Annotated in this window: 15 protein-coding genes and 1 tRNA gene; 7 read left to right on the top strand and 9 right to left on the bottom strand. The window is 49.5% G+C overall.

The window, feature by feature from the left end:
- Window positions 1–154: 154 nt before the first annotated feature.
- Window positions 155–2773 carry a histidine-type phosphatase gene (locus J2S36_RS04580; RefSeq protein WP_309956010.1) on the top strand — a complete coding sequence of 873 codons (2619 nt, stop codon included), beginning with the start codon at window positions 155–157 and terminating at the stop codon, window positions 2771–2773.
- A 460-nt stretch (window positions 2774–3233) separates the two neighbouring features.
- On the opposite strand, the gene J2S36_RS04575 is transcribed toward J2S36_RS04580, so the two are convergent.
- Entirely contained in the window at window positions 3234–4241 is a 1008-nt protein-coding gene (locus J2S36_RS04575; protein WP_309956008.1) for a hypothetical protein, read from the bottom strand.
- A 248-nt stretch (window positions 4242–4489) separates the two neighbouring features.
- Entirely contained in the window at window positions 4490–7210 is a 2721-nt protein-coding gene (locus J2S36_RS04570; RefSeq protein WP_309956006.1) for a metallophosphoesterase, read from the bottom strand.
- Between the two features lie 649 nt (window positions 7211–7859).
- On the opposite strand from J2S36_RS04570, the gene J2S36_RS04565 reads away from it, so the two are divergent.
- On the top strand, window positions 7860–14372 hold the full coding sequence (locus J2S36_RS04565) for a SpaA isopeptide-forming pilin-related protein (protein WP_309956004.1): 6513 nt from the start codon (window positions 7860–7862) through the stop codon (window positions 14370–14372).
- A 159-nt stretch (window positions 14373–14531) separates the two neighbouring features.
- Here J2S36_RS04565 and J2S36_RS04560 read toward each other — a convergent pair.
- The 3 genes from J2S36_RS04560 to J2S36_RS04550 all read right to left on the bottom strand — a co-directional run bounded on the left by J2S36_RS04560 (window position 14532) and on the right by J2S36_RS04550 (window position 18417).
- A tRNA-Pro gene (locus J2S36_RS04560) sits at window positions 14532–14608 on the bottom strand.
- Window positions 14609–14777: 169 nt separating this feature from the next.
- The gene (locus J2S36_RS04555) at window positions 14778–15890 is read right to left on the bottom strand and encodes a metallophosphoesterase (RefSeq protein ID WP_309956002.1); all 1113 of its coding nucleotides are present in this window, start codon (window positions 15888–15890) and stop codon (window positions 14778–14780) included.
- A gap of 94 nt (window positions 15891–15984) precedes the next feature.
- The gene (locus tag J2S36_RS04550) at window positions 15985–18417 is read right to left on the bottom strand and encodes a transglycosylase domain-containing protein (protein ID WP_309956000.1); all 2433 of its coding nucleotides are present in this window, start codon (window positions 18415–18417) and stop codon (window positions 15985–15987) included.
- A 229-nt stretch (window positions 18418–18646) separates the two neighbouring features.
- Between J2S36_RS04550 and J2S36_RS04545 the strand changes: the two genes are divergently transcribed.
- The 5 genes from J2S36_RS04545 to J2S36_RS04525 all read left to right on the top strand — a co-directional run bounded on the left by J2S36_RS04545 (window position 18647) and on the right by J2S36_RS04525 (window position 21143).
- Window positions 18647–18970, top strand: coding sequence for a WhiB family transcriptional regulator (locus tag J2S36_RS04545; protein WP_309955999.1), 324 nt, complete (start codon window positions 18647–18649; stop codon window positions 18968–18970).
- A 70-nt stretch (window positions 18971–19040) separates the two neighbouring features.
- Window positions 19041–19196: a Sp36 family protein gene (gene sp36 / locus J2S36_RS04540; protein WP_309955998.1), complete on the top strand. Its 156-nt coding sequence runs from the start codon at window positions 19041–19043 to the stop codon at window positions 19194–19196.
- Window positions 19197–19334: 138 nt separating this feature from the next.
- Window positions 19335–19793, top strand: coding sequence for a RidA family protein (locus J2S36_RS04535; protein ID WP_309955996.1), 459 nt, complete (start codon window positions 19335–19337; stop codon window positions 19791–19793).
- A gap of 147 nt (window positions 19794–19940) precedes the next feature.
- Window positions 19941–20492 (top strand): helix-turn-helix domain-containing protein, encoded by a 552-nt coding sequence (locus J2S36_RS04530; protein ID WP_309955993.1) that lies wholly within the window; start codon window positions 19941–19943, stop codon window positions 20490–20492.
- A gap of 72 nt (window positions 20493–20564) precedes the next feature.
- On the top strand, window positions 20565–21143 hold the full coding sequence (locus J2S36_RS04525) for a LytR C-terminal domain-containing protein (protein ID WP_309955991.1): 579 nt from the start codon (window positions 20565–20567) through the stop codon (window positions 21141–21143).
- 177 nt (window positions 21144–21320) lie between these two features.
- Here J2S36_RS04525 and J2S36_RS04520 read toward each other — a convergent pair whose 3' ends face one another.
- The 4 genes from J2S36_RS04520 to rlmB form a co-directional block, all read right to left on the bottom strand.
- Window positions 21321–22685 (bottom strand): uracil-xanthine permease family protein, encoded by a 1365-nt coding sequence (locus tag J2S36_RS04520; RefSeq protein WP_309955989.1) that lies wholly within the window; start codon window positions 22683–22685, stop codon window positions 21321–21323.
- A gap of 135 nt (window positions 22686–22820) precedes the next feature.
- Complete coding sequence (locus J2S36_RS04515) at window positions 22821–23363, bottom strand: ASCH domain-containing protein (RefSeq protein WP_309955987.1); 543 nt, start codon at window positions 23361–23363, stop codon at window positions 22821–22823.
- 171 nt (window positions 23364–23534) lie between these two features.
- A complete protein-coding gene (locus J2S36_RS04510; RefSeq protein ID WP_309955984.1) occupies window positions 23535–24926 on the bottom strand; it encodes a hypothetical protein in 1392 nt (463 codons plus the stop codon).
- 164 nt (window positions 24927–25090) lie between these two features.
- On the bottom strand, window positions 25091–26065 hold the full coding sequence (rlmB, locus tag J2S36_RS04505) for a 23S rRNA (guanosine(2251)-2'-O)-methyltransferase RlmB (protein ID WP_309955983.1): 975 nt from the start codon (window positions 26063–26065) through the stop codon (window positions 25091–25093).
- Window positions 26066–26209: the final 144 nt, after the last annotated feature.

Here is a 26209-nt window from a genome sequence, read left to right as displayed (position 1 = left end):
TCCGCATATATTTACCTCGTGATAACCAGAGTGTTTCATCCTGTTTTCTGCGCTCCTGTAGTTTGGCGTCGTTGCCGTGTGAAACGCGGTTTTCCTTTCAGATCTATATATGAATCTGTCAAACCAAAGTCCTGCGAATAGGAGAGGGATACTCATGGTTACAAAGACCAAACTGCTGAATCGAGGTGTAGCGGTTGCAAGCAGCATGATGATGACGGTTGGTTTCACTGTTGCTGCTCCAACATTCGTGCTCAATCAGCCGATTACTGCATCCGCTGCACAAGACACTAATACCGGCGACCACACTGGCGCTACCGGGCACAATACGAATGATCCGCACAAGCTATTTGGCGATTTACTCACGCCGCGCTGGACTAACGCTGATACCTCTTATGAGGCTTCACGCAAGGCTTCCGCTCGTTTCGGCAAGCCGCTGGAGGCAGCTCCGAAAGGTTTCGATCTCAGTTACGTTACGCTGTTTGGCCGCCACGGCGCTCGCGGTTCTTCAAGCATGAGCCATGCAAACAACGTGATGAAAGTACTTCGCGCTGCGAAAAATGAAAATAAACTCAATGCGGAAGGCGAAAAACTACTGCGCTACATTGATACGGTGTATCGCTCCGGTCAGGAAAGTGCTCGTGGTAATGGCAATCTTTCTACTCTCGGGCACAAAGAGTGGCATGATATTGCAGCCCGTTCCAAAGAGCGTTTGGGTGATCTTTACCAGAGCGGCAATGATGCAAAGAAGATTATTGACGTTTATTCTTCAAAGAAGCAGCGTGCGATTGATTCTGGTCAAGAATTTATCGACACGTTAAAGAGTGATTATCCGCAGCTGTTCCCAGCAGCTCCAACGCAGGACGTGAACAAGACGATTGCTGATTCTGATATGAGTGATGCTCAGCGCGATCAGTATCTGAAGCAGGATGCCGAATATCTGAAGGCGAAACGCTGGCAAAAGCATAGCCCTGGTGTTGGACTTGACTACGTATCTGCCGCAAAAGAGCTGTTCCGTCCATTTATCGGTGATTTTGTTGATGATCCACAGTTTAATCGAGTTGGTTCACTCTCTGGCTACTGTGGTGGTGTGGCACGCGATATCGTCGAGTTACATGCAATGGATCAGAATCTTTCGTTGGATGAACAGCCTGCTGGCGAGCTCCGTCCTGGCGATTTCCCTGAGCTTGATCGCGATGCGTCAATGATGATTGGCCGCTGTCGTGCTATCGACGAATGGTATAAGCGGGGTCGTGGTTTTGCGCAGACGGCTGACGGGCAGCCACAGTTGTTCTCGTTCCGGGCAGGTTTGAAGCCATTGGCTAAGTTTTTCTCTGCCATTGACGATCCGGGCAACACGGTTGGGACGCTGATTTTCTCGCACAACGAGATTCTGACCCCGCTCAATGCAGTAATGGGAATTCCAGAGATCGGGGCAAATGAAACAGCAAAGCATGGGCAGGTTTACAATTTCGAGGATTTCAAGTTTAACGAAGCTGAATCTGACCCGATGGCTGGAAATATCGAATGGGATCTGTTTACCAATGCTGACGGCCTCAAGCTGGTGCGGATGCAGCATAACGAAATGCCTGCCACTTTCGGTTGGGATTGCCAGCCAATCAAGCCAGGTTCACATTTCTATCTCTATCATGAACTGAAGCGTTGCCTTCCTGATGCTGGGCAGAAGCCGGTTGCTGATGAAGTGCTGAACTCAGAAAGGCAGGCAATCACTGCAGTGCTTGCTGCTAATGATACGGCAGAGAAATTGGCTGCTGCACAAGTGGAGCTAGCTGAACTGAAAAATAAGTTTCAAACCGAGCAAGTGAGAACTGCAGATTTGCAAAAACAGTTAAATGCTGCAACTGTGCAGACGAACACTGTAAAAAAGCAGCTAGAAGCAGCTCAGGCGAAAGCTGTCAAAGATCTTGAACAGGCACGTAAAGAAGCTGATGCGGCAAAGCAAGCTGCGCTCGATGCTGCGAATAAAGAGCACAAAGCTGCCGCACAGGTAGCTGCAAAGAAACTAGCTGATGCGCAATCTAGGCTCGATGAGGCAGAAAATCAGTTGGCTGCCGCAAATCAAGCTGCACAAGAAGCAGCCGAGCAACATGCTGTGGCGATTAAGGTGCTTGAACAAAAAATCAAAAATGCTGAAGCACAGCGTGTTGTCTTACAAAAACAGCTCACTGCGGTGATTGGGCAGAAGAATGCCGAAACTGCTAAGAATGAAGCGCTGATGCAGGAACGCGATAAGGTGAAGCAGCTGGCTTTGGGGCTTGAGAATCAACTCAAAGCAGGTAAGCTCGAACTTACGAAGCTCAAGAGCACTGCTACTGCAGCTCAGCAGGCTGCTGATAAGAAGATTGCCGAGCTGCAAGCACGGCTTGATGAATTGCAAGCACAGCTTGATACGGCAAAGCAGGATATCGCTCTGAAGTTGAACGGCAATAAGGCTGACGGGAGCCGGGTGCCTGAAGTTTCACAGCCTGAGATGGTGCAGAGCGCAGAAGGTAAGACGGCAATCAAGGATCAGCAGTCTCCAGGAGATGCTCATCAGCACAACATCGTGAAGGGTGAGTCTAAGGTGAATATTCAGGGTGAGTCTAAGGTGAAATCTGCAAAGCAAACCGCAGCGAATGCAGATTACAACCAAGTCAATACCGTCAAAACACTTAGTAAGACGGGCGCTAGCGAGATCATCACCTTGGGTGGGGTTGCGATGTTGATCTTGCTTGCCGGCGTGGCTGTTGCTGCAACTTACCGTCGCCTTCGCTAAAGCATCGCCAGATGCCTGAATAACAGATTTGGTCCTGCCATCTGGCAGGACCAAATCTGTTATATAGAGCGAGTGTGAGATAATCTCTGCTTCAAACAACTTCTCCGTCATATGTTTTATTACGACCTTGAGAATGCCTGTCCGATAGTTCGGATGTGTGTCTCAAAGCGGTAATAGATTGGTCTGTCAGCAATTCACTGAGAATGTTTGCCGCTTTAACATGACTCTTCGCGACTCTCGCTGAGGAATAAAGAAACTAAGGAGAAGAGAAGAAAACTAAGAATATATCCGGTGATAGCTAGCGGCAGGTTGTTGTAGTAGATTGCGAAAGCTACATACGCAGTGAGGAAACCTAGGCGTTCTATCGATTTAGGGATGAATTTCTTTAGTTTAATTCTCATAACCTGGAAGAAACTTTCAAGAATTATGAGAAATAAGATGATGAGATACTGCATGATATTCACCTGCCCCAGTTAGCGTAGACGCCGTAGCATCCACCAATACCAAGAATATCGAAGAATCTCTCTTTTCCAATATCCAAAATTTTTGTGATAGCCCGCTCTGTTGCTTGTCCGTATTTTGCTCCACGTAGTTTACCTAAGAGCTTAGACATCGCTGCATTCAATCCGCCCAATGAATCAATTGCTTTTTTGAGTTGAGGAGATTTTGCAATGAAAGCAGCTGCTTTACTTGCCTTTGCTGCTTTAATGATTTGTGTTCCAGGAACAAAGATTGTCACAATATCTGCTACACATAATGCTAAACTTCCCCACCATGCCCAATTTGGGTCAGCGACAATCGGAAATACTGCCCCGTCCGTATTTACAAGTTGAAAAATATCTCCATCATGAATTTCGTAGTGTGTGGGAAGATTCTTTCCATTGGCATCTATTGCCCAAGGGGTCCCTGAACTAATAAGCACTTCAGTGACACCACTCTCCGACTGACGAACTAACGAGAGTGATCCATCAACTTCTATCACCCATTTGCTTCCTTGAGGAATCTCAGAATCGATGCGAAGTATTTCTGTTCCTTTACCTTCCTTAATGGTCCACAACAATTGGATACCGTTATCTGTCGGGTTAGGTAAAACTTCTTGTGTTTTATTAATCAATTTTGGAAGTGTGTCTTCAACTCCTCCCCATCCAAAATCTGGAAGTGAAAGCTCAATGGACTCATCATTTGCCATTGTCTGTATAGCAATATCTTGTGCGGTTGGAAGTGCAGTGATTACGCTTGATTCAAAGGAAAAGGCAAGATTTTCCGCAACCGTAGTAGTTGGTTCGATAAGCTGGTTAAGTGTATCGGATTCGATCGTAACTGCTTTACGTGCTGTGAGACTATCAGCCACGGTGACTGATTCTGAATTGTAATTTTCATCTGCTTGTGCGATTCTAGCAGATGAAAATGGTAGCACAAGTGCGCAGATACTTGCGGCTGCTAGTTTAGTGATTTTTTGAAGTTTCATGATTGTTGCCCTGCTGTGAATCTAACTTAGGGGAGAAGCATCTTTGTTATTCAAGCTGAGTTAAGCATATTTGCGGTGCGTTTGTATACCGACAAATGTCGGTATACAAACCTGTGTGCGGATGTGTAATGCCGAAGAGGAAACAAAAAATATGCAAAGTGTCGCCTTCGCTAAAGCATCGCCAGATGCCTGAATAACAGATTTGGTCCTGCCATCTGGCAGGACCAAATCATTATATTTAACAGCGCTTAGGCCTTCTTGCGGCGAGCTGCAACAGCTACACCACCAAGACCAAGCAGAAGAGCTGCAAGTTCAACTGAATCTCCAATGGAAGCACCCGTATTCGCGAGCTCCTTTCCGGTGGTTACAGTAGCAGCAGAATCCTTCTTCACATCAGCTTTTGTAGTGGTAACAGTAGAAGCAGGATCCTTCATGGCGTTTGCTTTTGCTGCGTCAAGTTCAACAATCACGTGTGCTTTCTTGCCCGTAGCGGCAGCATTAATAATCCCTTCCGGCAGATTTATTGTTCCCGCCTCCGCCTTGTGGGCAGGAACCGTGGTCTTGCCATCGGCAGACGGTTGCGGCTTCTTTCCACCGTTTTCAGTTGGCAGCGGGGTGACCACTACGTTGCCCGGCTGAGCATTCGGGTTAAGCGGGCGCCCTTGCGCATCCAGATAAACAATCTGAATTCCAGAGGTGAGCTTACGCGCCTGAACCTCAACAAGGTCGTAGTTGTCATTCAGGATTGGGAATGCTGAAATAGGAGTCATTGTGACGATGGCTGCTGGCATTACGCCAGAGGCTAGCGCTTTCCCAGTGTAGGGCTCAACCTGAATGTCAAGATATCCGTAGTGCTTGCCACCGGAAACAAGGTGCTTTACACCCGCTTCGTTGGTGCGCCATGTTTCTGGCTCATCGCGTTGCGCCATCCAGATTGAATGTGTATTGAAGGCGAGTGGCACATAAGGCCCGTTTGGATCTGCTGGGTTCTTAATCATCTTCTCGCCGCGCAGACCGTCAGATGCAACGCCGACATCCCAATGGTATACGCCTGTGCCGTCCTTCGCTTCGTCTACATAAGAAGCTTGGAAGGTTTCATCGTGCCCTGAGAAGACGGATACTACGTTGTACTTCTCCAGCAGCGGTTGGAGGTGACGCATCGGCGTACCTGGCTGAGCATCGGAGTACGCATGGTGCATCGTCGTTCCATGTGTGCCGTTCGAGTATGCCACGTGATGCCACTGCACGAAAATAGCCTGCCCCTTGGCTCTCGCATCAGCAAGCTGTGCTTCGAGCCACTTGTACTGATCTGAGCCTGGCATGAAGTTTGGCTGGTCTGGCTTGTTCGGGTCGGCGCCTTCGCCCCACCAGCCGTTTGCTACAGCCTTGGGGTAGTCGCGCTTGTACTGTTCGATATTGAATGCATTTTGGGTGTCGGTACCGTACTTATCCGGGGTGAGTGTCGCATCATTTCCAGTATGGTTTGGTGCGTTCTTTCCACGTGGGGTTTGATCTGTTCCATTTGTGGAATCAATGGAGATCACCGTAACCGGCCCGTAGTCTGTGCGATGGAATGCGTCACGGTATTGGGAGTTTTCCGGATGATTGGTATCGAAGTTCCAGTTGTATTGAGCGCGAGCGCGGATTACGTCGGTGCAGTCGTCCGCATTCTTGCAGTAGCCATAAACTTCGTGGTTGCCAAGTGAGGTGATGGTAGGAATTGTGTCGAGGATTGCAGCTTCGTCGCCAGCGAAGTAGCGGAACCATTCATCCCAGTGGGTTTGGAATGAAGCCCGCTCTGCAATATCTCCAGGGATTAAGAGGAGATCTGGCTGGGCTTTCTTGATCAGCAGATTATTGTATTTTTGCCCCATATCTTCGGTCATTGCATAGCGAAGCTGGTTTTCACCGTCGCGCTTATTTGTGCCGAACTTTTTGGCCCATGCGGAATCGGCTGCATCTGGGCGGGCTTCGGATCCTTTGGTGAGTGGGCTCTTAACCCATTCGCGGAAGGTTACTCGACCAACTGGGTCAGTTTCGGTATCGGAAAAGGCGATGAGTTTGATCTTTTCAATGAATCCTTTGCCGAGAGGCGGATTCGTCTTGAAAGTGGCTTTGTGAGTGTAGCCGTCTAATTCTACCGTGTAGGTGTATTTACTACCTGGAAGTAGACCTTTGATCTGCTGCGAGTACTTGTATGGCTCAGATGCGCGAATCCAGCTGCCTTGCTTGGCGGTGAGGGGATTAGTAGCCCCGCCTGGCTGTGTGCGATCACCAAGCTTGAGTTCGCTATCTTGGTACTTCGAGACGGGGTTGCGAACGCCTTTCACGTCGAGCGTCACTCCGTCCTTTGGCAGGCCGGGCCCTTTAACTGTGATTTTGGCATTGGAACCTGTTTCGGAGAAGAAATTCACCGTCATGGAATCTGAGCGTGGTTGCTGGAGGTAGGGAAGCACGCGGAAACCTTTTTTAGCGGTGGGAGGAACGGTTGCGCCAGCAACAACTGCTGGTTTTTCATTGGTTGAAACCAGGGCGGGGGAGTCAGTGCTTGCCTGCTTTTCGGTGGGGGTGGCTGCCCGTGGAGAAATCTTCGGTGTTTGAATTTCGTTTACTTTGATCGTTGCGAGGGGCTCGTTGCTATCGGCATTATCGGCACTATCGGCGGATTTTACCGGTGCAGTTGTAGTTTCAGATGCAGCTTCGGGGGCTGTGGTGGCTGCTAGTGCATGATCTGCTGCAGCAGTGTGTGCTGCAGGCTTTTCAGATGCTTTGAGTGGATCTTCTGCAGGGGTGGCTTGAGCAGGTAACGCTGCTGGTTGGGCTGATGTTGCAGCGGTAGCTGCAGCTTCTGGAGCTGCAGCTGGTTCACCAGCGGGAGTGTCTGCGTTGGCTGCGAAAGCAGGTGTTCCAATAAGTGAAACGCCAACGATGGCAGCAGCAGTTGCCGCAGCGTATTTACGAGTTTTCATCTCAAATCCTTGTACTAGAGCGTGATTAGAATGTGCAGAGCAATTTTCTCTTCATGCACACACCTAACAATCTAAAGTTTCAAGATGGACAGAAAGTGATCTCGCAGGTTAAGAAGTGTTAAAGAAAGCTGAAGAATTATGTGAACCCGAAAAGGAGGCTGCAGCGAGAGGTTCTTTTATTTTCATTGCGCCAATGCTGGGTGGGGTTCAAGACGGCTATCGAGCTGAGTAATGTTGATGAAATGTTATGCTTTGCCCCAACTCTGATGGTCCTGAACAGATTGCCTGAAGCGAGGAGAAAATATTTATTTTTCTTACTCGGTTTTTGTGTTTATTTCCCCTGCTCAAAGGGGAGGCGCGAGAAAAATATGAAATAAATATATTTTTAGACAAATATTTGAAGTGGGACTAAAGGTAGTGTTATTGTTGATAGGCTCATGAGTTAATCCGAAAGATGAATTTATGCAGCAAATTGGGCGCCCAGTTACGGGTGCTTATCTCCGTTGAAGATTGCTTTTCGCTTACCGCTGCGGTGCAAATTGCACAAATGCAGGGATGAGAAGAATCAAGTGGCTATGCGGCAATAGTGTAGAGCAGCGATACGGAACGTAGTGAGATAAATCCGCACGGATAAATAATTGAGGCATAAATGAAAAGTACCCTACCGGCGCTGATTGGTAAGCGGATCGTATCGGCATTCATTGCATTGCTGATGCTGTTGAGCGCGATAGCTGTGGCAGTCGTTTCTGGCGTGGGCGCTTCCACTCAAGCCATTGCGGCACCCAACGACGGCTGGACAGTAGTGGAAGACAGCACCGAAGTTATCCCGCTTGAGCCGGTTAAATTTCCGCTGAATTTGGGGAAGTTTAAGCAGGATGAGGGTCTTGACGTTAAAAGCATCGAGCTTGACTCGAAAACTAAAAGGCCGGTAATCACTTGGGTTTACACTGCCAATGTGACCAACGAATTAACTGCGCAAAACCAGAAACTTGAGCGGTTCTTCACTACTTCTGCGGAGTCTGGTTTGGGTCAGCCCACCATTGTGTCGGTTACTAAAAATGGTGCTAAAGACAATGGGACTATCACCACTTCTGCTAACGGTAAATTACTTTATTCCGCGAAAGACACTCGCACTGATAAAACTCAACTCGCTACCGGCACCTATGTTTACACCATCAAAACCCCGATTTTGGAGCCGCGTAAACATTATGTGCTGAATGTGGCGAACCGGATGACAACCAAGTTAATCCAAGGAACCACGGTTACGGTTGACGGTAACACCCGCACCTTGGATAAAGATGAAGTAGTTACCGGGTATTCTTTCTTGAACTTCAGCTTGGAAGCTGGACGTAATCCAGTGCTTTCTGGTTACGTCAACCCTACTCCGCAGCGAACAGATGTGGCCGCAGGTGGAGTGAACGTTGCCGGGTATTACACAAGCCCTGATCAAATACATTGGGAATACTCCTACATCAACACCACGAATAGTACTCAAGATCACAATATCGCGATTAATTTGGATGAGTCTCATAGACGAAATGGGTCTGCAAAAGTATATGTATATCAGCCAGGGGTAAGTGGTTACGAGTTAGTAAAAACCAGAGATGTTCCTGCCGACACCTCGACGGTGCCCGTAACGTTAAAGCCAGGCTGGCGAGTGCAGCTGGTCACTACTAGCACTGTTACTGACAATAAAGTGCCGCACACCTTTTCTGGCGCGACAGTCAGCGCACTTAAAGCTGATATGACAGTTAAAAAGTTCTGGCATAAAGAGGTGCTTGACGCCGAAAAGGTTGAAACTACATACAGTGTTGAAGATGCGAACGGTAAAACATGGGATTTGACTATTCCGAAAGGCGGAAACAGTGCAGTCTTGCCTGGCATGGACAGTTACGATACTAACTTCCAGAAGATACGTTATTTCGTTTCGGAAAACCCGGTGCCGGGGATGATCCTTTACAATCAGCTGACCGACAGTGAAACCTACACCTACAGTTTCTTTAATCGCAAGCGTGCAGCTGACGATGCCGTGACTCCTATCAGTGGATCGTGTAGCACCAAAGTATATGGTGTTTTTGAACTGGAAACTACCGATATCAACCAGTACTGGCTAACAGCTCAACGCTATGCGACCGGGTCAGGACTAAAAGGGAAATTCAGGGTTCCTGCCAACGCTACTGGCGGTGACCATTTCATTTTGAAACTGCCACCCGAGTTGAAGCTTGAGTATTCTGGTGACGGTACTTACCCGCTTGGCCAGATTAACGGAAAACCCGGATGGGGCGGCCTTATCGGGCAGATGTATTACATCGGAGGCAACCAGGTTAAATTTGTGCTGTGGGATAATGCCACACATGACCAGGACTATGAGGGTTGGTTTACTATCGGGCGTGAGCTTCCCCATGAACGAATCCAAACCGTCAATGGCAGCGGCAGGCCAAAGCAGGGTGAAAAATACTACTGGGGGTTGAGGGAAAACCCGGATCTTGTTTACAACCCGGCTGACCCTAAGGCCAATGTTGTAGTAAAGAATCTCGAATACCAAGGCACCTATATCGGGCTAAATGGTAGTGCTGAACCTTGCAAATATTCGCTATCGAAATGGACTACCTTCCACTATCAAGATAATGGGATTAATCAACTTGCTGGGCAGATAAATAAGTACGTCACTAAAGAGACTGATGACGCTTTACATTACCGGTCAGTTTTTAATGCGCGAGGTATAGCGACGTACGATCCTCGATATGAAGATAACTTATCGGAAACTATTCAGCTATATCACGGAAATAGCGATGCATCGTTACGTCAAGACGTGAAAGTCTACACTGGCGTGGGGCTTTTGAACGGTGGTGTCAGAAATGATTCTCTAGTTGAACTATGGCCAAATCGTTCTCCGTTAGCTCCCGCAGGTTTGGAAGTTAAAAAAGTATATACCAAGCCACATAATCAATATATTCCTGCTGCTCGACCTGGTCACAAGGACGTGCGTCTGAACTATAAAGTCATCGTAGAGATGTCCGGACACCGCGATCAAACTATGGTGTTGGACGTCAAAGCTAAAAAGTTACAGCCACACACCGAAGGCTTCTACCACAACCAGGCTTATGTTGCGGGACGCGGGTTAAACCTAGACACCAACCAGAGTAGCTATCAGCCAACTCAGGGTGTAGGTGCGGCAAACTATGGAAAATTGGTTGATATTAGCTTCATGAAGGTGGATGAAGCAGGTCACCCAATTAGGAATAATCCAGCTAGCTTCCGGCTGTATCACGACACCGGTGTTTATAGCACAAAGGTGCAGGCAGACGAGAATGGTGTTATTACCTTCAGGGACGTTATCCCTGAAGGTGTGCACGCTAGTGGCCCGTTCGATGGTTCCAACGGTATTTATAATTTGATCGAGGCTGTTCCGCCGCAGGGTTACGTAAAAGGCACGAGCATGCGGATTAAGGTCACCACAAAAATAGTGGATGGGAAGAAAGTGCCGCACATCGAGGTGCTGAAGTACATTGAGCAAAAGGTGCAAGGTACTCAGATTGTTACTAAAGAGTGGGATGTTGAACCTGAGCTTCGTGGTAAGACTTTCCCTGCTTCATTGAAGCTCAATGGTCAACAAGGGCTTTTCCAGTTTAAGAACCAGAAAATCCCGAGCGTTGCGATCAAGAAGATAGATAGCATATCGAAAGCTCCGCTGCGTGGCGCCGTATTTAAATTGAACGAATACCCACTTGCTGACTTCAACCTGGCTAACCCCGTTGCCCCGAAGCGGAGCATCTTACTAGGCTGCGAGGACTCCACAGGTGAGTTGGCTGATTGTGTCACCGTAAATGCCGATGAATTTCGTGTTCCGTCCGCTAAGGTGGACCACATCTACGAATTTCAAGAAGTCAAAGCACCTTCTGGCTATGACCTGCATCCTCATAAGTTCTATATCAAGTTGGTGAAAGAGAAAACAGGCAGCTACAGCTATGAAGAGGTAAACCCAGATAATGTTGCTCAAGGTACTAAGCTAGATCTTGAGGGTGACGTATTCACCTACCAACTTGAAAATAAGCGTAGCAATAAGATTGCCTTTACTAAGGCTGACGTTTCCGGCCAGGTGATAACTGAGGCCAAGGCCCAATTTAGGCTGTATAAATTGGTTACCCCTGGTACCCAAGGTGGAAAAGACATAGCTTTGGCGAGTGGGCAGCAGGTGCATGTGTTGCCCGCGCCTGATGGGGTGCGTAAAATTGACGCTTCGCCGAGCTTTAATTACCAGAATCTAGCTGACGGCACCTATTACTTGATCGAAGAGGTAGCCCCGGCAGGGTATATCTTGCCGAAGTACCCGGTGGCGACTTTCAAAGTCAGCGGGCAAACTGTGATCTCAGATGCAGCAGACAATAAGCTGCAGATCACTAACCACCCGCGCGGCAAATTCAAACTACTCAAGACCAACGATGCGGCTAACCCACAACCACTGCCAGGCGCTGGGTTCACCCTTTATCGGGATGCGAACTTCAGCGACGTAGTGGTTGAGCAACAAATCACCGGGAAAACCGGTGTGCTGTATTTCGAGAATCTTGACCAAGGCACCTATTGGCTAAAAGAAACAAAAGTGCCGCATGGCTATGTTGCCTCCGCGCCGCTGAAAATCGTGGTTACCGCCGAGGGCAAGACCTTAGTGGAGCAGGGCCAAACCGGTGCCGCTAGTGCTAGCACTTCGGTAATTTTTCCTGGCGGTGGAACTGGTAGAGCAGCCAACGCTTCAAATACCCAGATTTTGGATGTCAACGGAAGTTTCGGTGAACTGCAGCGTCAAGATCCTAAGCACCCCAACGGTGTGCACCAAGCGACTGGCGTTGAAGTCAGCCAAAAGATTTCTGCCACCAGCGAGCTAGGTAAATATCGCGTTGATGTTTCGATCTCAGGCGCAGGTTTGAAGAACTCAGCACCCAAGACTGACGTACTGGTCATGCTGGAGAGACGCAACAACAGCTATATGTACGGTGGAGATTCTGGGGATTTCTATCGCGACCGAATTATCAACGATGTGATTACCCCACTGAAGTCGTTGTTACCGGAGGGTTCACGGATCTCGATCTGGAAGTGGGCAACAAACTCAACTCAAGGTGAAGTGATCGATTTCACCCCACTGGGTCAAGCTGCGCAAGCATTGCGCGATAACTATAGCAAGTTAAGAACAGGCGAAGGGTGGGACACTCGTCACTTTGGCTACGAGAGAGATCAAAAGAAAGACTTCCCAGCATTAGTCGATAACGGTATGTCTGATGCCGATCGTGATGCCCGTAAGGTAGTGCTAACCCTTGCCGGTTTGGGCTTAAACGACAGTAAAATAAAAGACTGGAACAGAAACGAAAAAATTAACTTTACAGATAACCGGCAGCGCTTGACAGATATGTTAGGTAAATATGACTTCTATCTCTTTAATGAAGCTGTTTATAAAGATCTTTCAGATGCCAATAAATTCTCTGATTTAGGTTCAGAATTTGTGGAACTTGGCCTTGATCAAAGCCATGTGGGAACAGTTGCTAACTCTCTGCCCCAGGTACAAAGTAGATATCTTGACGGTTTCTATGTCAATGTGCTCTCTAACTTGGTGAATCAAATTGGTGCGCGTGAAGGAAGTCTTGGCATTAACTTGAGTGACAACGTCACCCTCGACGAAAAAGAAACCCTTACGCCGGGCAGCTCAAATATTTCTTTCCAAACTATGGGTGACGCGCCAGTATTGGGCGGGCAGCAGCCAGCGACGCTGGTTTGGGATGCACAGAGTAAAGCAATTCACGGCAGTAATCTGCGGTTCAGTGGAGATGCCGTCAACCCAGCGTTGAACTTTAGCTACCATGTGCGCTCCAACGTCGCCGCCGCCAAACTTGACACTTTCGAGCCAATCAACGCGGCAGCCAACTACCAGCCAGACCTAAGCTCTGCGACTAGCTTCGACCTGCCGATACCGCAAGTGAAAGTGCCAGGTGCCACCTACACGCTGGCCCGCAGCTGGGAGCCAGGCGTGCCGCAAAACCTACAAGGCACCTCCTCGTCCATCTCACTGCTGGTGGCCCCAGAAGGTCAGGCTGGTGCGCCAGCCAAACTGGTGGAACGCAAAACCCTGGCCGGTGAAAATAACCTCACCTTCAAACCGGTGCCAGTGTTCAACTCGAATGGGCAAACCCTGGTTTACCAGGCCAGCGAATCTGGGCTTACTGACAAGCTGACATCCGAGATTCGCTACAACAATAACGCCAGCTATACCGGGGTGAAACGCGGTAACGCCACCATCACGGTTGTGACTGGTGTTAAGAAAACTAATTTCTTAGTGCGTAAAATCTGGGAGAACACCCCAGTAGGCAAGCGTAAAGACGTACAGGTAATGCTTAAGGCACGTGCAGGTGGCGCGGAGTTAGCACTTTCCAGCCTGGGGGTTGAAAATACTCTAGCCACGCTTAATGCAAGTAATAACTTTGAAACAAAGTTCACTGGGCTGCCTTATTACGGGCCTAGTGGTGACCGGATTGTTTACTCGGTGGAAGAAACCGCACTCGCAGGTGCACCGGTGGATCCCAAAGATTACCGCACCGAATACGATTACGGAAGCAACTACGCTACCGTCACCAATATCAAGACTGACGAAGTTACTGTAGTAAATAAGCGTCAACCGTATCTAAGAATCCTGAAACGCGATGCTAATACCAGCAACACTGAGCCGCTCAATGCCCGGTTCAAGCTGGAAAAACTAACCGCAGATGGCAAGGTAGACACTAAATTCTATGATCAGGGCTGGGCTGCGTTCTGGACAGCTGATCCAAATCGTCATAATGACGGCATTTTGCTTGATCGCGACATTACGGAAGGCAAGTACCGCCTTACCGAGGAGAAGGCTCCTGCAGGATACGAAAAGCTGGCAGATCCAATTGAGTTTGAATTACCTAAAACATTAAGTAGCGAAATCAAAATCGGAGAATCTGCTAAGCTTAAGTACAACGCGGATACCCACACATTCGAGCTGACAGTTTTGAATAGGCAAACCGTCGAAATCCCAGGATCATTCCCACTTACAGGAGGATCAGGGTTCGGTACGCACCTATTCATTACCGGAATCTTCTTGGCAGCTTCCGTACTGTGGTTGCGCCACACAGTACAAGGCCAAGTAGGATAAAAGTGAGTGCTGTAGATCTGCCCACGCAGATCTACAGCACTCACCATAAATACTTCGGCATCCGGCACGCCAAACAAATGCACACCGACGCATCTTCGCTAATCAACCCAAAACACAGAAAATCCCCGGCAGACGCGAACATCTGCCGAGGAAATTAAATGGTCGGGGTGACAGGATTTGAACCTGCGACCTCTTCGTCCCGAACGAAGCGCGCTACCAAACTGCGCCACACCCCGAAACACGCGGCTGAATATTAAACCTGAACACATCTAGAACAAAACCAGAAAATTATCAGACTCAAACTCAAACCGAGCAGCCTCTATATCTTAACGCTTTTCTTCGCTACGGAAAAATTGAGACACAAACCGTGAGAATCATTCCACACCGCTACCACGAGGATCACGCCTAAATCCGCATGATATCGATTTGAATTGCCTCCGGCGGGCAGAAAGTACGAATCTGCGCAAACGGAGAAGTACCGATTCCTGCTGATACTTGCACGAGCATATTTCGCGCATGAGCATCCGATAATTTTTCCGACACTCCTTGCAGCAAAAAATCACGTGCACTGGCAGCAGCCTCTGCCTCAACACCATTTTCACAACTCCAGCCAATCACTGTGCCATCCTGATGCAAAGGCAGATCTAACTGATCCATATCGCTACCGCCCGCACTACTAATCGGCCAAGAGAATAAACCGGAAGCATGAGTAGCAGGCAAATCACAATTCGTAACAAGCGCACGATGCACCGGCAAGCACACCTGCCCGCCATGCGTATGCCCGGCAAATACGATCTGGCAGCCAGCTTCCTGCATCTGATCTAGAATCCGTCGATATGGAGCGTGCGTTAAACCAATCCGCACAGTCTGCAGCTCCTCTGGCGGCAAATGCCTTGCTGCATTTACACTACTTTCATTCAAGAATGAAAGCTCAGGGAATCTTGCCCGCCCAATATGCGGATCATCCACCCCAATAAATTCCAGCTCCCAAGTACCGACAGTAATCTTCGCAGTAGCATTATTCAGATTAATGAACCCAAGCTGATCAAGCCCAGCAGTAAGCCGGGCAGTATCTAAGCGGCGAGGAACCGCCTTCTTAACCGGCTGCGAATTTCGCCAGAGATAACTCAACGGATTCTTCGGTTTCGGTGCATAATAATCATTCGACCCATAAACATACACTCCGGGAACGCCACGAAATGCCGATAACGCCTGCAACAGTGGCTCAATCGCGCCATTCTCGGCAATCAAATCACCCGTCAAAACAATCAAATCAGGATTCTGCGCCGAAAGATTCCGCAAAAAACTTTTCCGGCGAAGTTGAGTCCGAATCAAATGCGTATCAGAAATATGCAAAATTCGCAGCGAAGCATCCGGAGAAGGAGTACCGGCAACACCATCAGGAATAATTACGGCACGACGGCGCAACTTATAGGCATGAGCCTGAACCAATGCACTCGCAAAAAAACCGGCACCGAGCACCATCGGACTCAGCCATGCGGCAGTTTTCCATTTCATATTGCTAATTTGACCTCGTCACTTCACGATCTTGATCTTGCTGCACTTTGCCAATGCCTGCAAAAAAATTAATTCGCCAAACAAGTGCTGCATCCTAGTAAGGGGCTGGCCCGGCTGAAATATTCAACGTGATCCTTCCCCCTGGCGCGAGTACTGTGCCCGCCGCCGGTTCAGTCGAAACCACCGTATTCTTCGGGGCATTCGACCATACGCCAGCAGCCACTACAGCATAACCTCTCTCCCGGAGAATACGTGCAGCAGAATTCATTTCTACCCCGCTCACATTTGGGATTTTATGCTGGCCAGCTTCCTCCGCCTCCCGCTTCTTCCGCGCTTCCTCTTCAGCCTCTCGCTTCTTTTCTTCTTCACTCTGCGTATGGAGCAAAACCCGACCGCGCGGAGCCTTAAACCGCATTACCGGCTTATCTTTGAGCGCACCCTGCCCAGCTTTGCGGAAAATCCGGGCAGCGATTGCTTCACCAAAGAGCTCACGATAGTAGACGCCATTGATCGTAATATTTTGCATCGGCTTCACTGCATCAAGATGCCCAACCCAAACAGCAGCACCCATATTTGGCGTAAGCCCAAAGAACCAAGTATTTGTTGAATCGTTAGACGTGCCCGTCTTGCCTGCCACATTACGCCCTGGGATCGCAGCACGTGACCCACCGCCACGAGTTACTACATGCTGCATTACAAGATTGGCGGTGCGTGCAGCTTCTTCCGGAAGCACCTGCTTACAATCTGGCTCCTGCTTTGAGAGCACTTTCCCTGATTTATCTTTGATCTCAGTGAAAGTGATCGGTTTACAAGCCTTACCTTCTGCGGCAAAAGTAGCTGCAGCATTTGCCATCGAAAGCGGAGTGACGGGATCGCCACCGATAATCGTAGCCGGATTTGGCCGTACCGGAAGCGGCTTCCCAACTTTCGCATCCAGCTTTTCCAGACCCTTAATATTCTTCTCCGTACCGACAGTACCCTGGTGTGCGCCCATTGCCCCGGCAAGTTTCGTCATATTACATAAATCTAAATCGCCAGCCATCTCCAGGAAGCCGATATTGTACGATTGCACAGTATTCTCGGTGACGGTCTGCATTCCGGCACGGCGATTGAAAGAGTTCTGTGGCTCCCAGGTGCTAATATTCATCTCCGGTGCACATGAAATGTGAAAATCTTTTGCGGTAAAACGACGCGGATTAGTATTCACTAACTGGTTTGGCGAATGCCCGGTGCGGATCCATTCGGCAAGTGTAAATACCTTAAAAGTTGATCCTGGCTGGTAGCCAATGCCACCCCCACGACCTTCGTCTACATTTGCATTCACTTGCGTGTAATCAGGGTGCTCTTTACTCGGCTTCCCAAAATCAGTATTTTGCGCCATTGCAAGAACCTTACCGGTGCCCGGCTCAACAATCGAGGTTGCAGCATCAACATCAGAAGGATCAGCTACTGGTACTTCCGAAACGAGTGCTGCATATGCAGAATTTTGTGCCTGCAAATCAAGCGTCGTAATAATATCAAGCCCGCCGCGATAGAGCTTTTGAATCCGATCAGCGCGATTCTTCCCCCAAGAATCCGATGCGAGGATATCGCTAATCACGGTTTCACAGAAGTATGCGGCATTGCCTGCCATTGCGCAACCATTGCTTGCAGGCGATATTTTCAGCAGATCTTTCACATTCGTGGCAATTGCTGCATCATATTCTTCCTGGGAGATATATCCCAGCTGTTTCATTTTGCCCAATACGGAATCACGACGGTGCTGTGTTGCTTCCGGATCGGTAAGCGGATTCCACCGATTCGGTGCTTGCGTATTACCGGCAATCATTGCCGCTTCAGCAATTGTGACGTCCTTTGCGGGCTTTGAGAAGAAAAAGCGGGAAGCTGATTCAACACCCCATTGTGAAGGGCCAAATTGTGCGATATTTAAGTAAGCAGTGAGGATTTCATCTTTGCTCATCTGCTTTTCAATCGCGAGCGCGTAGCGGGCCTCGTTTAATTTGCGCCCGATCGAAGTTTCAGTAGCCGCCTTAATCTGCTCATTATCGTTTGCCAAACGCCCTTCTTCAATCAGGGAATTCTTCACATACTGTTGGGTAATAGTGGAACCACCGGCAAGCGCCCCGCCGGTAAAATTATTGAATGCAGCGCCAAGGATGCCTTTTGCATCAATCCCAGCGTGTTCAAAGAAGCGTTCATCTTCGATCGCGACGGCAGCATTTTTCAAATGCTGTGAAATCTGATCGGAAGCGACCACGATCCGGTTTTCAGCATAAAAATTTGCCAGTACCGTGCCGTCAGCTGCACGAATCGACGATTGCTCTGACGGTTTCGTGAAATCGATCGAGGTTGGGAGATCGTCGAAAAGTTTCATCACGGCGTTACTTGCAGTACCTGCGCTGGCTGCAACGGGAAGGATCGCACCGGCGAGTGCAAGCCCGCCGGCCAATGAAAACACGAAAAAAGCAATCACTGCAGAAAATGTGCTTGTGGCAGTGGTGCGATGAGAATTCTTTACGCTTTGCATACTAGCTAGGATACTTTGTTTGGCACAGATTTGCGCGTGACTTATCCGAAATTTTCGCAACAAAAGAACGCGCTTGTAGCGGCAATAATCGAATCTGTGATGGCGATAGTGGATCTGATGTGCATTTTTGGAAAATAATTTGTAACATGAAACACAGGGAAGATCACTAATTTGGCAAACGGCATTAGCAAACGAAACTAGTGCAGCCAAAAATAAGGAGAGTTCAACAATGACGTTGATATACCAAAATCAAGCATGGGCAGCGCAGGCGGCTTGTGCGAATGTTGATCCAGATTCGCTTTTTGTGCGCGGATCGGCGCAACGGCAAGCCCGGCAAGTGTGTTTTTCCTGCCCGGTGCGGATCGAATGTTTAGCTGATGCGCTTGAATCAAAGATGGCTTTTGGTGTGTGGGGTGGTCTTACTGAGCGTGAGCGCCGTGCAATACTTCGGCGTTATCCCAACGAAAGCCGCTGGTATGAACGGCTTCGCACATCCGATGAACCTTTTGCAAGCGAGCTGCGTGCTGGGCGTGTGCCGCGGATTCCGTCCTGATCATTATTGACTTGCAAAAATGTCAGCTAGATCATTGACTTCTCAGGTCAACATAGCATAGCTTTGATGCATGAAAACTTGGGAATATGTTACGGTGCCGTTGTTAATCCACAATACGAAGGCAATTCTTGATAACTGGGGAAGTGATGGCTGGGAGCTGGTTGCAGTACTACCCGGGCCAGATGGTACGAATCCAGTTGCGTATATGAAGCGTGAAAAGTTGTAGATTGCGATCGGTGTTGACGGTATTGTGATCAGTTTCGCTGATTACAATGCTGACGATGAAAAGTAGCTAACCAGCTCAGACTCTGCGCTGATTCCCGCCAATGTGTCGGTATTCGGGATAAAACGAAGGAAGAGCAAAATGAAACCTAGCGAAAAGTTGATTGAACTCGGGATCGAGCTGCCGCAGGTAGCAGCTCCATTAGCTGCTTATGTGCCGGCGCAGAAGATTGGCGTGCAGGTACGTACTTCCGGGCAGTTGCCGTTCGTTTCCGGGCAATTGCCGCTGACTGGAAAAGTAGGCGCAGAGGTCAGCCCTGAGCAGGCGCAAAAATTAGCGCGCATAGCGGCTTTGAACGCATTAGCAGCTGCGGCAGCTGCTGCGGGCGGAATCGATCAGATTTTACAAATCTCGCACCTCACCGGGTTTGTTGCATCTGCCCCCGATTTTTATGCGCAACCAGCTGTGGTGAATGGAGCCTCGCTTTTACTGCAAGAAATTTTTGCAGAGCGTGGGCGGCATACCCGTTCCGCAGTAGGAGTGAGCGTATTGCCATTAGATTCTCCGGTGGAAATTGAACTGAGTTGCGTTGTTGCATAACGACTAGTTGCAATTCGCGATCCGGATTGTGATCGTGGGAAAGAATCGGGTCAGTGCTCTTAATTCACAGCTACGATCACAGTGAATGGAGTACGGAAAAGTAGAGGAAACGCATTAATGCGGCTTTCAGATATTCAAAAATCAGTCTTGGATTACTTACAGCGCGCTGATGATTGGTGCTCGATTCGCGATATCGCGAAAGAACTTGACGTGCATCCGAATTCGGCGCGGCTTGCCGTCACGAAATTAACGAATGCGACGCTAATTGAACGGATCGAGATGCGTGATGGTGCAAAAGGGCGTCCGCGGCTGATGTTCCGTTCCCGCACTGGGAAATTTAACGTCCTACATGACGCATTCCGTTCTATCGAGCACGCTACTGAGATCGAAAAAGAAATCATTGAATCGCTGATCAGCGGGAAATATGAAGGATGTATTGCACACGAGCCGGATTTAGTGCAGGCGCTCGCAGATTTTCTGAAAGCACACGAGGTGAATGTGCAAGTTTCGGGTAAAAATATCATTATTGCTCCAGAGCAGTATTCTGAGATCGAAGATGAGATCCCTGGTTTTTCCGGACGCGTCTACCGGGTACTTGCGCAGCAGGCTGTAGGGGAAAGCGCGGTTATCACGCTCAGCCCGCATTTGTGCGAAGGCAATTTCGTGTTAAGCGTAAATAAACGTGAACAAAATGATTGAAGTCGCGGTCAGGAAAATATTTCGGTGCCGAAAACTACCAAAATCCCGTCTGGCTAAGCTAAATTAAGAAACGTGAATACCTACAATGACAATGCCCGCCGCGCATACCGGCAACGACTCGCCCAACGGCAGATCATTCTTTTTGGCACGATCGGGATCGTGCTTGCTGTGCTGCTTTTGGTGAATACGCTTTTTTGGGCGGGGATCGTGCCTTTCCCATTTAATAAAGAGTTTGCCACCAATAAAGTTCCGGAAAAAGTGGCGGTTTGCCCGCTAGCAGGTGCAAAGCCGGTGGAGCTTTCCCAAGTGAAGGCGCGCGTATTCAACGCCAGTAGCCGTTCCGGTTTAGCGCAGGAAGTAAATTCAAAGCTTGCAGATCAAGGCGTGCAGGTAGGTAGTCCGGCAAATTGGGAATCGAAAGAACCAGTAAACGAGTCTGTACGTTTGCTGACGAAGAAAGATTCCATCGATGCTGCTTACACTTTGCGCGCATTTTTCCCTGAAGCAAAAGTAGTACTTGATGAAAGCGCACAGGACGGCGTGGTTGATGTAGTGCTTGGAAAAGGTTGGAATACGATGCAGAACGTGCCAGTGGAAGAAGATTTTCAGAAGGCGATGGAAGCGATCAAAGATTGCCGTCCAGCTGATTAATCGCAGTATTTTTATACTCTTCAAGCACGCAAACACAATGGTGTAAATCCGGATTTATGCGGATACCGGTGAAAACAGGCTGGTAAATCACAATAAAATACCTAAGAGTGCCCTTTGCAAGAATCATCATGCAAAGGGCACTCGTGATAATCACAGCTTCCGTCCACGAGCTGTAATTTATGGTTCGCGATGCAAAGCTCCTGGCTCAAGCTCGGCACCCGCAGGCGCTGACGCAGGCGTGGCTGGCTCGATCGTGGTGCCACGCCACCGTGAAATCGTGCGCATCGCATGGTAAAGAATGATCGCCGCAAAAGATCCCAAGGCGATTCCTTCAAACACCATCCCATTTACCACCCAAGTGTAATTTGCGATTGCCAGCACCATTGAAATCGCGGCAGTATTGAGATTCACCGGATCAGAAAAATCTACTTTATTTTGCACCCAAATCCGCACACCCAGCATTCCGATCATGCCATAAAGTACTGTCGCTGCGCCCCCGAGCACTCCCGGCGGAATGGTGGCAATCAATTGCCCAAACTTTGGCAGCATTGAAAGAACGAGCGCGATCACGGCAGCTACAAGATAAGCCGCTGTGGAGTAAACGCGGGTAGCAGCCATCACGCCAATATTTTCCGCATAAGTAGTTGTGCCAGATCCGCCACCGCTACCAGCAAACATCGTCGAAATACCGTCAGCAAAAAGTGCACGGCCAGTAACGTCATCCAAATCTTGCCCGGTCATCGCAGCCACAGATTTCACGTGCCCAACATTTTCGGCAATCAATACTAACACCACCGGCACGAAGAGTCCCAGGAGCGAAAGATCAAATGCAGGTGCCCGGAATTGCGGGAACCCAACCCAGCCGGCATGAGCGATCGCCCCGAAATCTACTTCGCCGCGTGCAATTGCCACAATATAGCCAACGAGCACACCGATCAGGATTGAGAGTCGGCCAATGATTCCTTTGAAAAGCACCGTCACCAAGACGATTGCGAGAATCGTGCTGACGGCGGTAATCGGTGCCTGCTTCACGTTGTTCCATGCGGCAGGTGCAAGATTGAAACCAATCAGTGAAACGATTGCCCCGGTAACGATCGGAGGCATCAATTTATCGATCCACTGCGCACCGGCAAAATGTACGATCAAGCCGATCGCAGCAAGCGTAGTGCCAACAGCAATGACTCCGCCTTGTGCCAGCGCGGCCTTCTGCGCATCAAGCACACCGCCACCGCCTGCCACATATCCAGTGACGGCACCAATCGGGGCAATCAATGCGAAAGATGAGCCAAGATATGAGGGGAGCCGTCCGGCGGTGATCAGCATAAAAATAATGGTTCCGATGCCGGTGAAAAACAACGTAGTTGCCGGATCGAAACCAGTAAGTAATGGAACGAGGAATGTAGCGCCAAACATTGCCACTACATGCTGTGCCCCGATGCCTATCGTGAGCGGCCAGCGCATTCGCTCTTGTGGTGAAACCACCTCACCTGGACCAATATGTGTGCCATCGCCGTGCAATTGCCAGCTGAAAATATTTGCCATTTTCGCTCCCTGATTACCGATTCCAGAAACAGAGCCGAGATTAGTGCAAAATCTCGGCTCTGAATTTTTGTTCTCCGTAATCGTAGTGCGTTTCGGAGCAGATGTGAAACTGATCGAGTGTTAAAGTTTTCACCTCTAGTATGGTTCAGAGTGCTTGTAAAGCACCTCGAAATGTTCCACGATCAGATCGTCTTGCGGATCAAAATCGCCGCCAATCAAAGCAAATTCGCGTCGGAAAAAATCTTCGTGATCACTTTTCCACTGTGCATAGGCAGATTCAAGATCGGAAGCAGCTGCATATTCTCCCTCCAGCTGCGCAATCTCGGCAGGCACATCATTAAAGGCATACACTTCAACCTTTGTATTCCGCAAAAGCGCCTGCGGGTACCCTGCACCATCACAGAGGATCGCGAGTTCACCAACTTTTGGATATTCCGCACCTTCGGTTAAATATGCTGGGCCATAGCTGGTAGTGGCAGTCTTTTTTCCAGAAATCACCAAATCACAAAGCATATTAGCCATTTCGGCAGTATCCCCAAAAGCGAATGCGGCAGGGCGAAGTGAGAGTAAATCATCTTGTGCCATGAATGCTTCGGCAGGATTCAGCCGGGCAGCGTTGATTGCACGTGTCCAAAATGCATCCAAATAATCTGCGCGGGGCGCTTTAATTTCTGACATTTCACAGCTCCTTTCGGTTGTATTTCGTAACATAAATCAGATCTTGGAGATAGGTTTTGACGGAGCTGCACAGCGTAGCCCCGCCGTCTGTCAGTGGCGATCACTACCGTTCAAGCGCCTCCTGGCATCGCGAGCGACGGAGTGCAACTTCCCAAGTACCCCGTGCAGCAATCAGGAGCTTGCGGATGAGTCGTTGGCATGCAGATTATTTCGCGCGATGGCATTTTGCACATATTCGGTAGTGACGATACGTGAAGCAGCATTCAATATGAGCACTCCGCCGATCCCCGCTACGAGCTTTGATTTGCGTCCACCAAGCAGCGCCGCACTGATCAAAGCACCTCCAACAGCTGCTTGCCCCGCAGCCACAAGTGAGACGAGCCAGGGTCGCTTGAGATACATCCAACGGTATACCCCAGCCAAATCAGAATCTACAATGCCTTCACCGGCTACTTCCCAAGCAATCGTTTGCCGGAAGGTTTCATGCCGGGAACCAGGCTGAAATACGCGCGAATTAGGGATCCGTGCATGAGCTGTTGCAATATCAATATTTCCGCCAAGGAAAAGCAGTGCACTGACGGGCACCCCAAGCAATTCGGCAAATTTACGTGCGCCAGTGGCAGGAGCAGCAAGCAATGCCTGGCGCACTTCCTCAAATGAGGTATCTACAATATCGGCAACAGCGGCACGGGCAATCGCGCCAGCTCCAAGCTCATCACGCACAAAGCGAATACCCTTTTCTGCGTCTTCAAACCAGCTGAAACAAGGCAGCTCACCTTTCCATTCCCACACGAAACGGCGGGAATTGCGTAGCACCACGAGCGTTGGGCTGATAAAATCAGATTTTCCGAGCGAAAGCTCGATTACCAATTCTGGGCGTGGGAAAATGCGGCGGGTACGTTGTAGCGATTTTCCGAGTGTGATCGCCTGCAGTGAGCCAAGTTTGAAATTCAGCAGCTTTGCATCTTCACTATTTGCCAGGAACGGTAATTCAGAAACTGGGAAATCGCCGACGAGGAGCGTCGGCCCAGCAGCCATTGTCGGGGCTTGCGCACCAGTGATCAAAGGCGCTCCTTGCGGATCGGCAACGGGTGGAATTTCATTTTCCTGATTTGCCGGATCGGCAGGCGCATCGGCAGCAGCTGGTTTTGGCGCATCGCCAGCATCCGCGTTGGGAAGATCCGCCATCAGCAAATCTGCTTCAGCTACACCAACCGCACCAATATCGAGCGGCCCGTGAATCGTTTTACCATCGATTTCAATCGCCACTTTCCGCAGTGAACGCGAGAGGCTTTCGAGCACTTCCGTAGTGGTATGCCCGAGGATCACTTCGCCTTCTTCATCCAAAGTAGCTACTCTGCGCCGGCGCCCAGCCATTGCTAATTCAAAATGGAATACTCGCGGCGCATCTTCAGCAGCGCCGTCAATATCGCCGTCAGCAGTGATGAAATCGCCGCGCCCGAGCAGGCGCTCAGCAGCGAAAAACTCCTGGATTTGGGCAGGCGAAGTGAGTTGCGGATCAAGTAATTCAATTTTACCGGTGACGGTACGCCAAGAAACCATTGCTTTGCCTTTCCGTTGCTGGCAGAAGTAATACTCCGAAAAGATCAACGCACACTTTGAAGCTGGATTTAAGCTGCTTATCGTCATTGATCCTGGTATTAAGCATACACAAAGAAACCTGACAGATCACGAGGCAAATAGTGGAATCGAGAATTAGCAGCAGATCACTGCTCAGCTGCCGTGCGGAAGCGATCTACCTGATAGAGCGCAATACCGGTAGCTACCGCCGCGTTTAGGGATTCCATTTCGGAAGCGATCGGAATCGCTGCAAGCACATCACAAGTTTCCCGCACGAGCCGTGAAAGCCCCTTCCCCTCTGAACCTGTCACGATTACGAGCGGCAAATCTGCCAAATCTAAAGTGTCGATAGTGGTTGTACCTTCGCCCGCCAATCCGACGATAAAATAGCCACACTCTTTCAGCTCAGTAAGTGCCCGGACAAGATTCTTTTCACGTGCGACGGGTACGCGCGCCATCGCGCCAGCAGAGACTTTCCAAACTGTTGCATTCACGCCAGCTGACCGGCGTTCAGGCAACAGCACCCCATCTACATGAAAAGCTGAGGCAGAACGCACCACAGCGCCAAGATTATGCGGGTCAGTAATCGAATCAAGCGCAACGATCAAACCTTTGCGCGTGCCATACAAACCTGCTTCGATCAGCTCAGAAAGTTCCACATACTCATACGGTGGCACTTCAATCGCCACCCCTTGATGGACGGCGCCGTCAGTCATTTTATCAAGCTCTGCGCGGCTCACCTCCACTAGCGGCACGCCCGTTTCAGTGGCTGCGCGGATGATTGCCGCCACCCGCTCGTCATTTGCAAGCGCACCAACGAGAAATACCCGCGTATATGGCAAACCTGAACTGACGGCTTCGGATACCGGGTTACGGCCAGCGATCAGCTCATGCCCTTCCGGAAGCTGCAAAAAGCTCCGCAATTTCGGGCCGGCTTTTTTCGCGGCGAGTGCTTCTGCGGCTTTCTTCCGCTTATATGCTGGATGATATGTGCGATCTTCCGCCTTCGGGGTCGGGCCTTTACCTTCTAAACGCGCCCGCCGCTGCCCACCAGAGCCGACCCGTGAACCTTTTTTCGGCCCTTTGCGGGTAGCTCCCGGATGACCAAAATGCCCAGCCATAATACCTGCCTTTGAATTTTGAACGTTTCTTTCCTGAAGTTTAAGCCTTGAAATCCGATTTCCCTAACTGTACAAATCTGCATCGTGATAAATTTCGCCGATCTGTCAGGGTTACCACGATGAAAGTGCAAAGTGAGTGGAAAA

This window comes from Arcanobacterium hippocoleae, assembly GCF_031456295.1.
Classification (GTDB): Bacteria; Actinomycetota; Actinomycetes; order Actinomycetales; family Actinomycetaceae; genus Arcanobacterium_A; species Arcanobacterium_A hippocoleae.
This window is presented reverse-complemented; position numbering and strand designations above follow the sequence as displayed.